Here is a 9,154-nt window from a genome sequence, read left to right on the forward strand (position 1 = left end):
CGCTCACTCCACCGCGTACCAGCGCACCAGGCGCGGGGCGGCCCAGTCGGTCAGAACGGATTCGAGCAGCCATCGTCCGGGTGAGGTCGCCGCGAACGCGATGCGCTGGGTCTGGCGGGGCTCGATCGCGAGCGTGTCGAGCCAGTAGGGCTTCCAGCCGTCGTCAAGTTTGTCGAGCAGGCGGAAGGGGTGGCCGTGCAGGTGGAACACGGTGGTGATCGGGGCGGCGTTCTGCAGGACCAGCACGACGGTGCGGCCGGTCTTGGCGCGGAAGGCGGGGGCGGAAGCGGTGGAAAAGTTTGCCGGCCGCGCCCAGCCGGAATCGGCTGCGCCCAGCGCGACATCGAACCGCAGGGCGCCTCTCAGATCGAGTTGATCGGGCAGGTCATTGGGAGGGAGAGGTTGCGGCGGCAATAGCGGCGCGCGCTCCAGCCTGCCCGATACCTTGAGGCTGCCTACGCTTCGCGCCTCCTTGCCGTCATGCAGCACGAAAGCGGCCGATGTGGCCGCGTCCACAAACGCGTCGGCCCGCGCACCGGGAGCCAGCACGAGGACGCCATTGCGAGCCGGGAAGGGCTCGGCCGGCTGCCCGTCCAGGGCCATGACCCGGACCTCGTGGCTTTCCAATTTGATCGCCAGAACAGTGCGTTGGGAGCCATTGATAAAGCGCAGCCGCAGCCGCTCATTGGCCGCGGCTGAGAGCTCGAATGAAGTCTGTCCGTTGATCGTATAGAGCGGCGTCCTGTCCTGGGGATCGCGACCGGGGACAAGCGCGGTCCCGTCCGGCCGCAGGCGCCATTCCTCAATCAGCAACACCTCGTCGCGATCGACGGGGACCCGATTTGCCTCCTCGGCGATGATCGGAAGCGGCCGCGCGGGTTGCTTCAGGCCGTCCTCGAAGAGCCGGAAGTCGGCCAGCAGGGTTCCGGCACTAGATATTGAGATGATTGATGTTTCAGTCGCGTCCGGGGCGGTTGGCGCGCGCCCCCGGAGCGGATCGGAAGCGGCCGGGCCGTTCAGGCCGGACCAGACTGGTGCAAGCGGCACAGGCAGCTCGTTCCGGAACACCACCTCGCAGCGGTTGCCGCGCTTGAGACGAACGTTTCCCAGATGGCTTACGGCGGCGAGCTCCCAGATCGGCGTAGGCGGCTGACCCTGCCTCAGCGCCAACGTCGCCGGCCTTGCCTGGAGGGCGAGCTGGGCAGTGACCGGCGGGGTGGCGCCACCGGCGATCAGCCCGGCCGCCGTGGCGCCGAGGCCCGCCAAGACCTCGCGTCGGCTCAGGTCAAAAATCCGCGTTGTCATGGCCGATCCGGACCACGCCGCGCTGGATAAGTCCAGCCGTCATGCCTATTTGATGCCTGCCTCCGACCAGCCATTTTTTTGCTGCGAACAGTCGGGCACATGCTATAAGCCCGGCCGCCCGCGGCATCGCGGCCGGCCTTGATGCGAATTCACGCGGGCGTGGCGGAACTGGTAGACGCGCTGGATTTAGGTTCCAGTGTCGCAAGATGTGGGGGTTCGAGTCCCTCCGCCCGCACCAAGCGCTTTCAGCGTTTGCACGGATTACGAGGCCAGCTTCCTCGCGGATGTTTGTCCGCTTGGAGCCGGCCTGTTGAACCACCGGCGTTGAGGCGTCTGCCTCGCGCCGGATCGATTAATGACAGCGTCCCGACGCATGCGCGCCGGGACCGAACGAGAAGAAGATTGGACGCCATGCAGGTCACAGAGACCCTCTCGGAAGGTTTGAAGCACGAGTTCAAGATCAGCGTCCCTGCGTCTGATCTCGACGCCAAGGCCGATGCCAAGCTCGTCGATCTCAAGGACAAGGTCCGCCTCAACGGCTTCCGTCCCGGCAAGGTGCCGGTCGGTCACCTGAAGAAGGTCTATGGCCGCTCGGTGATGGCCGAGACCATCGACCAGACCATCCGCGACACCAACACCCAGCTGTTCTCCGAGCGCGGCTTCCGCCTTGCGACCGAGCCGAAGATCATCATGCCGACCGAGCAGGCCGAGGTCGAGGAGCTGCTGTCGGGTAAGACTGATCTGACCTACACGGTCGCAATCGAGGTGGTGCCTTCGATCGCGCTCGCCGACTTCAAGACCTTCCAGGTCGAGAAGCCCGTCGCCGAGGTCACCGATTCCGACGTCGACGAGGCGATCAAGCGCATCGCTGATTCCAACCGTACCTATGCTGACAAGGGCGAGGGCGCCAAGGCCGCCTCGGGCGACCGCGTCACCGTCGCCTTCAAGGGCACCATCAACGGCGAAGCCTTCGAGGGCGGCACCGGTGAGGGCATCCAGGTCGTCATCGGCTCCAACACCTTCATCCCCGGCTTCGAGGAGCAGCTGACCGGCATCGGCGCGGGCGAGACGCGCACGCTAAAAGTGTCGTTCCCGAAGAACTACATGAACGACAAGCTCGCCGGCCAGCCCGCCGAGTTCGAGACCACCGCGACGTTGATCGAGGCGCCGCAGGACATCGCGATCGACGACGAGTTCGCCAAGACGCTCGGCCTTGAATCGCTCGACAAGCTGAAGGAAGCCGCGCGCGAGCGTCTCGCCGCCGAGTTCGCGACCGCGACGCGTCAGCGTGTCAAGCGCGCGCTGCTCGACCGCCTCGACGAGGCGCATCGCTTCGAAGCGCCGCCCTCGCTGGTCGACGAGGAGTTCAATCTGATGTGGAACTCGGTCAAGGCCGAGATGGACTCCGCCGGCAAGACCTTCGCCGACGAGAACACCACGGAAGATGCCGCCAAGGAAGAGTACCGCAAGATCGCCGACCGCCGCGTGCGCCTCGGCCTCGTGCTCTCCGAGATCGGCGAGAAGAACAAGATCACCGTGACCGACGACGAGGTCGGCCGCGCGGTGATCGAGCGGGCGCGCCAGATGCCCGGCCGTGAGAAGGAGGTCTGGGACTATTACCGCAACAACGCCCAGGCGCTGGCCCAGCTTCGTGCACCGATCTATGAGGACAAGGTCGTCGATTTCATCCTCGAACTCGCAAACGTGACCGAGAAGAAGGTCTCGCGCGAGGACCTCTACAAGGACGACGAGGCGGAAAAGACCGCTGCCTGAAGGGATTGAGGCAGTCTTCTATTAAGAATGATCAGCGAAGAGGCCAAGCTAGCCAGATGGCCGGCTGGGCCTCTTTGTGCGAATCAGCTTCAACTACCCGAGGGATTAAGCCTTAATGCGCTCCGCACTTGTCAGGCGCGAATTGGGCTATATCTGTCGGTACGCCCTGTACCAATGTTCTACCTCTGCCAAGTTCCTGCATCACAGGACGTCCATCCGCCTTCCGGCAAATCCAGCCAAACTGGCAGCCAAGCCTGGCGATGTCCGTCTCCGAAACCCTAGGTGACTCATGCGCGATCCGGTTGAAACCTACATGAACCTCGTGCCTATGGTGGTCGAGCAGACCAACCGTGGCGAGCGCGCCTACGACATTTTCTCGCGCCTGCTGAAGGAGCGCATCATCTTCGTGACCGGCCCGGTCGAGGACGGGATGTCGACGTTGATCGTCGCGCAGTTGTTGTTCCTCGAGGCTGAAAATCCGAAGAAGGAAATCTCGATGTACATCAACTCGCCGGGCGGCGTGGTGACGTCGGGGCTTGCCATCTACGACACCATGCAGTTCATCCGCCCGCCGGTCTCGACGCTGTGCACGGGCCAGGCGGCTTCGATGGGCTCGCTGCTGCTTGCCGCCGGCGAGAAGGAGATGCGCTTCTCGCTGCCGAACGCGCGTATCATGGTTCACCAGCCCTCCGGCGGCTTCCAGGGCCAAGCCACCGACATCATGCTGCACGCCCAGGAAATCCTGAATCTGAAGAAGCGGCTCAACGAGATCTACGTCAAGCACACCGGCCAGACCTACAAGTCGATCGAGGACGCGCTGGAACGCGACAAGTTCCTGACTGCGAACGACGCCAAGGAGTTCGGTCTGGTCGACAGGGTGATCGACAAGCGCGCCGAGGAACCGGCGCCGGCGAAAACCCAATAGCACTACCCGGTGGTTACGGCGATCCCTCGGGATCGCCGGGGACCGTCAGGACGGTGTTCACGTTAAGGGCGCGTTGCAAAACGCCGTCTTGCGTCCTGCGACAGGCAGAAAGTTCCGCTTTCGTGCTTGTTTTTCGTGGTAATCCAGCAACGCCGGAATGATTTCGATCACTTCGCCCGTGCCAAGGCCGGAAATCACGGTATTGTCACGGGTAGCCGGCGAGCCCCGATTAGCGAATTCTTGATAGTCGGGTGACAGCATGGTTGGCTACGATTGATCGGCTAAGATCGCGGAGAATCGAGCGACCGTGATTCGCACGGGATGTAACGCGTAGGGTCTTTTTTGGTACGGAATTTGCTCTACTTAAGCTTCATGCCGGCCATCGTGTCGGAATGGAGCGATCGAGCGGAACGGGATCGAACCGCGGACGGAGACATGAATGAGTAAGGTCGGCACGAGCGACTCCAAGAACACGCTATATTGCTCGTTCTGCGGCAAGAGCCAGCACGAAGTCCGCAAACTGATCGCGGGTCCCACGGTCTTCATCTGCGACGAGTGCGTTGAGCTCTGCATGGACATCATCCGCGAGGAGAACAAATCCTCGCTGGTCAAGTCGCGCGACGGCATTCCGACGCCGAAGGAAATCTGCAAGGTCCTGGACGATTACGTGATCGGCCAGAGCCATGCGAAGAAGGTCCTGTCGGTCGCGGTGCACAACCACTACAAGCGCCTCAACCACCAGACCAAGCACAACGACGTCGAGCTCGCGAAGTCGAACATCCTGCTGATCGGTCCGACCGGCTCGGGCAAGACGCTGCTCGCGCAGACGCTCGCCCGCATCCTCGACGTGCCGTTCACGATGGCGGACGCGACGACGCTGACCGAAGCCGGCTATGTCGGCGAGGACGTCGAGAACATCATCCTGAAACTGCTCCAGGCTGCCGACTACAATGTCGAGCGCGCCCAGCGCGGCATCGTCTACATCGACGAAATCGACAAGATCAGCCGCAAGTCCGACAATCCCTCGATCACGCGCGACGTGTCGGGTGAGGGCGTGCAGCAGGCGCTGCTCAAGATCATGGAAGGCACGGTGGCTTCGGTCCCGCCGCAGGGCGGCCGCAAGCATCCGCAGCAGGAATTCCTGCAGGTGGATACCACCAACATCCTGTTCATCTGCGGCGGCGCCTTCGCCGGTCTCGAAAAGATCATCTCGGCGCGCGGACGGTCGACCTCGATCGGCTTCGGTGCCCAGGTGCTCGCGCCAGAGGATCGCCGGACCGGCGAGATCTTCCGTCACGTCGAGCCTGAGGATCTCCTGAAGTATGGCCTCATCCCCGAGTTCGTCGGTCGTCTGCCGGTCGTGGCGACGCTCGAGGACCTGGACGAGACCTCGCTGAAGAAGATCCTCACCGAGCCGAAGAACGCGCTGGTGAAACAGTACCAACGCCTGTTCGAGATGGAGAACATCGAGCTGACCTTCGCCGACGAGGCGCTTGGCGCGGTCGCGCGCAAGGCGATCGAGCGCAAGACCGGCGCGCGCGGTTTGCGTTCGATCCTCGAGGCGATCCTGCTCGAGACCATGTTCGACCTGCCGGGTCTGGAAGGTGTGGAAGAGGTCGTGATTTCGCGAGAAGTCGTGGAAGGCACGGCGCGTCCGCTCTACATCTACGCAGATCGGTCCGATCGCGCCGTCGAGAATGCCAGCGCCTGATTTCCCGGCGCTGGAACGCTCCAATCGTCTCATCAAGGAGGGCTGCGGAGCTGTATCTCCGCAGCCGGTGTTGCGTCGCTTACCTGCGTGCGTAAGCGCCTGAAGGCGCGCGTTTTTCAATGACTTGACACCCCCCGGGTCGATAGCCACCTAATGTCGGCGGCGAGCGAAAATTCTCTTCTGGATTCGCCTCAGTTCCGATCCGGCAAGCCGGTCCGACTCGCAAAAGGACCGACCGGCTCTGCGGATCACGTCGGCACCTTGTGGCGGTTGCGCATGATCAGCGGGCTGCGTGCAAGGGGGCAAAGCAAAAGGAAAAGGCCATGACTAATCCCAAACCTCGGCCAACCATCGTTCATGGCGAAACGCACGCTTATCCCGTGCTGCCGCTGCGCGATATCGTCGTCTTCCCGCACATGATCGTGCCGCTCTTCGTCGGCCGCGAGAAGTCGATCCGCGCGCTCGAAGAGGTGATGAAGAACGATGCGCTGATCATGCTGGCGACGCAGAAGAACGCGTCCGATGATGATCCGGCGCCCGGTGCCATCTACGAGACCGGTACGCTTGCCAGCGTGCTCCAGCTCTTGAAGCTTCCCGACGGCACCGTGAAGGTGCTGGTTGAAGGGCTCGAGCGTGCGCGCGTGCAGAAATACACCGATCGCGCCGACTATTACGAAGCGACCGCCGTCGCGCTCGCCGACACCGACGCGAAGTCGGTCGAGGCGGAGGCGCTGGCGCGCTCGGTCGTGTCCGACTTCGAGAGCTACGTGAAGCTCAACAAGAAGATCTCGGCCGAGGTCGTCGGCGTCGTGCAGGCGATCACCGATTTCGCCAAGCTCGCCGACACCGTCGCCTCGCATCTTGCGGTCAAGATCGCGGACCGCCAGGGCATCCTGGAGACGCTGTCCGTCACCACGCGCCTCGAGAAGGTGCTGGGCCTGATGGAGAGCGAGATCTCCGTGCTCCAGGTCGAGAAGCGCATCCGCTCGCGCGTCAAGCGCCAGATGGAGAAGACCCAGCGCGAGTATTATCTCAACGAGCAGATGAAGGCGATCCAGAAGGAACTCGGCGACGACGACGGTCGCGACGAGCTCGCCGATCTCGAAGAGAAGATCTCCAAGACCAAGCTCTCCAAGGAAGCGCGCGAGAAGGCGCAGCACGAATTGAAGAAGCTGCGCCAGATGTCGCCGATGTCCGCGGAAGCGACCGTCGTGCGCAACTATCTGGATTGGCTGCTGTCGATCCCGTGGAACAAGAAGTCCAAGGTGAAGAAGGATCTGGAAGCGGCGCAAGCCATCCTGGACTCCGATCATTACGGGCTCGAGAAGGTCAAGGAACGCATCGTCGAGTATCTCGCAGTGCAGTCGCGCGCCAACAAGCTGACGGGTCCGATCCTGTGCCTCGTCGGGCCTCCCGGCGTCGGCAAGACCTCGCTCGGCAAGTCGATCGCGAAGGCGACGGGGCGCGAATTCGTGCGCGTCTCGCTTGGCGGCGTGCGCGACGAGGCCGAGATCCGTGGCCACCGCCGCACCTATATCGGCTCGATGCCCGGCAAGATCATCCAGTCGATGCGCAAGGCGAAGTCGTCCAATCCGCTGTTCCTGCTGGACGAGATCGACAAGATGGGCGCCGATTTCCGCGGCGATCCGTCCTCGGCGCTGCTCGAGGTGCTCGACCCCGAGCAGAACGCGACCTTCAACGACCACTATCTCGAGGTCGACTACGATCTGTCCAACGTGATGTTCATCACGACCGCGAATACGCTCAATATTCCGGGCCCGCTGATGGATCGCATGGAGATCATCCGGATCGCGGGCTACACCGAGAACGAGAAGGTCGAGATCGCGCGCAAGCACTTGATCCCGAACGCGGTGTCCAAGCACGGCCTGGACTCCAAGGAGTTCTCGATCGACGACGACGCGCTGCTGCTCTTGATCCGCCGCTATACCCGCGAAGCGGGCGTGCGCAATCTGGAGCGTGAGCTCTCGACACTCGCCCGCAAGGCGGTGAAGGAGCTGATGATCTCCAAGAAGAAGTCGGTCAAGGTCACCGAGAAGACTCTGGAAGAGCTGCTCGGTGTGCCGAAATACCGCTTCGGCGAAATCGAGAGCGAGCCGCAGGTCGGCATCGTCACCGGCCTTGCCTGGACCGACGTCGGCGGCGAGCTGCTGACGATCGAAGGCGTCATGATGCCCGGCAAGGGCAAGATGACGGTCACGGGCAATCTCCGTGATGTCATGAAGGAGTCGATATCGGCGGCGGCATCCTACGTCCGCTCGCGTGCGATCAACTACGGCGTCGAGCCGCCGCTGTTCGACAAGCGCGACATCCACGTGCACGTGCCGGAGGGCGCGACGCCGAAGGATGGTCCGTCCGCGGGTGTCGCCATGGCGACCGCGATCATCTCGGTCATGACCGGCATTCCGGTCCGCCACGATGTCGCGATGACAGGCGAGATCACGCTGCGCGGTCGCGTGCTGCCGATCGGCGGCCTGAAGGAGAAGCTGCTGGCTGCTGCCCGCGGCGGCATCAAGACGGTGCTGATCCCCGAGGACAATGCCAAGGATCTCACGGAGATTTCCGATGCGATCAAGGGCGGCATGGAGATCATCCCGGTTTCTCGCCTCGACGACGTTGTCGCCAAGGCGCTGGTCAAGAAGCCGGTGCCGATTGTCTGGGAAGAGGACACCAAGGTGACGGTGAAGCCGGACGGGGATGAGGCCGCCGGCGGCCTGACCGCCCACTAAGGTTCAGCGAAAGATGATAAAACGGCGCCTTCGGGCGCCGTTTTTGTTTTGGGGCCAGAGGGAGAGGCGATGCAGATCGATGGGCAATGCCATTGCGGCAAGATCAGCTTCGAGGCCGACATCGATCCCGAGGCGGTCTCGGTTTGCCACTGCACTGACTGCCAGGCCCTGACCGGCTCGCCGTTCCGGGTGACGGCCGTCTGTTCCGGAGCGGACGTCCGCCTGACCGGCGGCACGCCCAAAATCTATGGCAAGCGGGGCGACAACGGCCGAATGCGCTTCCAGCATTTCTGCGCCGATTGCGGTTCCCCGCTGTTCACGAGCGGTGAGGGCGACCAGGCCGACGACTGGGGCATCCGCTGGGGCAGCATCCGCCAGCGCAACACTCTTAGGCCGGTCCGGCAGATCTGGTGCCAGTCGGCCGCGGTCTGGATCGATGCGGTGCCAGGGCTGCCGGGGAGACCGAAGGATTGAGCTTGGCGTGTATCGGGAAGTCCGCCTTCGCCTGTCGGGCTCCGGCGTGACAGCCCTCGCCCGCTTCGCGTCAATGATGTTCCGAAGGTGGCTTGCCCAGCCGTAGGTCGCGAAGCGAGCTGAGCGGCCCGAGACATAGGTGACATTTCGTACCGGACAGACGGGTTACACTTTCCGCTTTTGTTCTGCGGGAGGTGTAGATGCCGTGGAAAGCGAGTT

Annotated in this window: 7 protein-coding genes and 1 tRNA gene; 6 read left to right on the top strand and 2 right to left on the bottom strand. The window is 63.1% G+C overall.

Annotation, left to right across the window (positions count from 1 at the left end; translation table 11 throughout):
* Positions 1-3 precede the first annotated feature (3 nt).
* Complete coding sequence (locus IVA98_RS36380) at positions 4-1,305, bottom strand: multicopper oxidase family protein (RefSeq protein ID WP_247337376.1); 1,302 nt, start codon at positions 1,303-1,305, stop codon at positions 4-6.
* A 153-nt stretch (positions 1,306-1,458) separates the two neighbouring features.
* Here IVA98_RS36380 and IVA98_RS36385 point away from each other — a divergent pair.
* From IVA98_RS36385 to IVA98_RS36395, 3 genes are all read left to right on the top strand, one after another.
* Positions 1,459-1,543: transfer RNA gene (locus IVA98_RS36385), tRNA-Leu, on the top strand.
* Positions 1,544-1,716: 173 nt separating this feature from the next.
* Positions 1,717-3,078: a trigger factor gene (gene tig, locus IVA98_RS36390; protein ID WP_247356885.1), complete on the top strand. Its 1,362-nt coding sequence runs from the start codon at positions 1,717-1,719 to the stop codon at positions 3,076-3,078.
* Positions 3,079-3,367: 289 nt separating this feature from the next.
* Positions 3,368-4,003 carry an ATP-dependent Clp protease proteolytic subunit gene (locus IVA98_RS36395; protein WP_247299524.1) on the top strand — a complete coding sequence of 212 codons (636 nt, stop codon included), beginning with the start codon at positions 3,368-3,370 and terminating at the stop codon, positions 4,001-4,003.
* A 57-nt stretch (positions 4,004-4,060) separates the two neighbouring features.
* Here the strand turns inward: IVA98_RS36395 and IVA98_RS36400 are convergent, their stop codons facing one another.
* Positions 4,061-4,264 carry a hypothetical protein gene (locus IVA98_RS36400; protein ID WP_247299522.1) on the bottom strand — a complete coding sequence of 68 codons (204 nt, stop codon included), beginning with the start codon at positions 4,262-4,264 and terminating at the stop codon, positions 4,061-4,063.
* A 178-nt stretch (positions 4,265-4,442) separates the two neighbouring features.
* Here IVA98_RS36400 and clpX point away from each other — a divergent pair, with 178 nt between their 5' ends.
* The 3 genes from clpX to IVA98_RS36415 all read left to right on the top strand — a co-directional run bounded on the left by clpX (position 4,443) and on the right by IVA98_RS36415 (position 8,935).
* On the top strand, positions 4,443-5,714 hold the full coding sequence (gene clpX / locus IVA98_RS36405) for an ATP-dependent Clp protease ATP-binding subunit ClpX (RefSeq protein ID WP_008547851.1): 1,272 nt from the start codon (positions 4,443-4,445) through the stop codon (positions 5,712-5,714).
* A gap of 323 nt (positions 5,715-6,037) precedes the next feature.
* Positions 6,038-8,461: an endopeptidase La gene (gene lon / locus IVA98_RS36410; RefSeq protein ID WP_247356887.1), complete on the top strand. Its 2,424-nt coding sequence runs from the start codon at positions 6,038-6,040 to the stop codon at positions 8,459-8,461.
* A 69-nt stretch (positions 8,462-8,530) separates the two neighbouring features.
* On the top strand, positions 8,531-8,935 hold the full coding sequence (locus tag IVA98_RS36415; protein WP_247299521.1) for a GFA family protein: 405 nt from the start codon (positions 8,531-8,533) through the stop codon (positions 8,933-8,935).
* Positions 8,936-9,154 lie beyond the last annotated feature (219 nt).

The sequence above is a fragment of the Bradyrhizobium sp. 160 genome (assembly GCF_023073735.1).
Lineage (GTDB): Bacteria > Pseudomonadota > Alphaproteobacteria > Rhizobiales > Xanthobacteraceae > Bradyrhizobium.

Bases quoted from the DNA above. Each gene is read 5' to 3' on its own strand.
- IVA98_RS36380 (WP_247337376.1), bottom strand. From the start codon at position 1,305: ATGACAACGCGGATTTTTGACCTGAGCCGACGCGAGGTCTTGGCGGGC.
- tig (WP_247356885.1), top strand. From the start codon at position 1,717: ATGCAGGTCACAGAGACCCTCTCGGAAGGTTTGAAGCACGAGTTCAAG.
- IVA98_RS36395 (WP_247299524.1), top strand. From the start codon at position 3,368: ATGCGCGATCCGGTTGAAACCTACATGAACCTCGTGCCTATGGTGGTC.
- IVA98_RS36400 (WP_247299522.1), bottom strand. From the start codon at position 4,264: ATGCTGTCACCCGACTATCAAGAATTCGCTAATCGGGGCTCGCCGGCT.
- clpX (WP_008547851.1), top strand. From the start codon at position 4,443: ATGAGTAAGGTCGGCACGAGCGACTCCAAGAACACGCTATATTGCTCG.
- lon (WP_247356887.1), top strand. From the start codon at position 6,038: ATGACTAATCCCAAACCTCGGCCAACCATCGTTCATGGCGAAACGCAC.
- IVA98_RS36415 (WP_247299521.1), top strand. From the start codon at position 8,531: ATGCAGATCGATGGGCAATGCCATTGCGGCAAGATCAGCTTCGAGGCC.